The organism is Streptomyces beijiangensis, from assembly GCF_017315755.1.
Taxonomy (GTDB): Bacteria; Actinomycetota; Actinomycetes; order Streptomycetales; family Streptomycetaceae; genus Streptomyces; species Streptomyces beijiangensis.
In genome coordinates this window covers 1-244 of sequence record NZ_JAFLRJ010000893.1, presented here as the reverse complement: position 1 = coordinate 244, position 244 = coordinate 1, and the positions used below count along the sequence as shown (strand labels likewise).

Below are 244 nucleotides of genomic sequence, written 5' to 3'. Positions count from 1 at the left end.
GCTCCGGGGGCCGCCCCTGCTCGGTGCAGACCGGCTCGGTGTCAGCTGTTGGAGCAGCTGTTTCCGAACGCCGGGTTGAGCAGAGCGATCACGTTGATGCTGTTGCCACAGGCGTTGACCGGCACGTGGATCGGGACCTGCACCACGTTGCCCGAAAGGACGCCCGGGGAGTTCGAGGCCTCGCCCTGGGCGCCGGAGTCGGCGATCGCCGGGGTGGCCGCACCCAGAGCCATGACGAGTCCGG

Annotated in this window: 1 protein-coding gene; it reads right to left on the bottom strand. The window is 69.7% G+C overall.

All coding sequences use genetic code 11. The features are described 5' to 3' along the window. Positions 1-41: 41 nt before the first annotated feature. A partial coding sequence (locus J0695_RS39715; RefSeq protein ID WP_206969702.1) for a chaplin occupies positions 42-244 on the bottom strand: 203 nt, incomplete at its 5' end.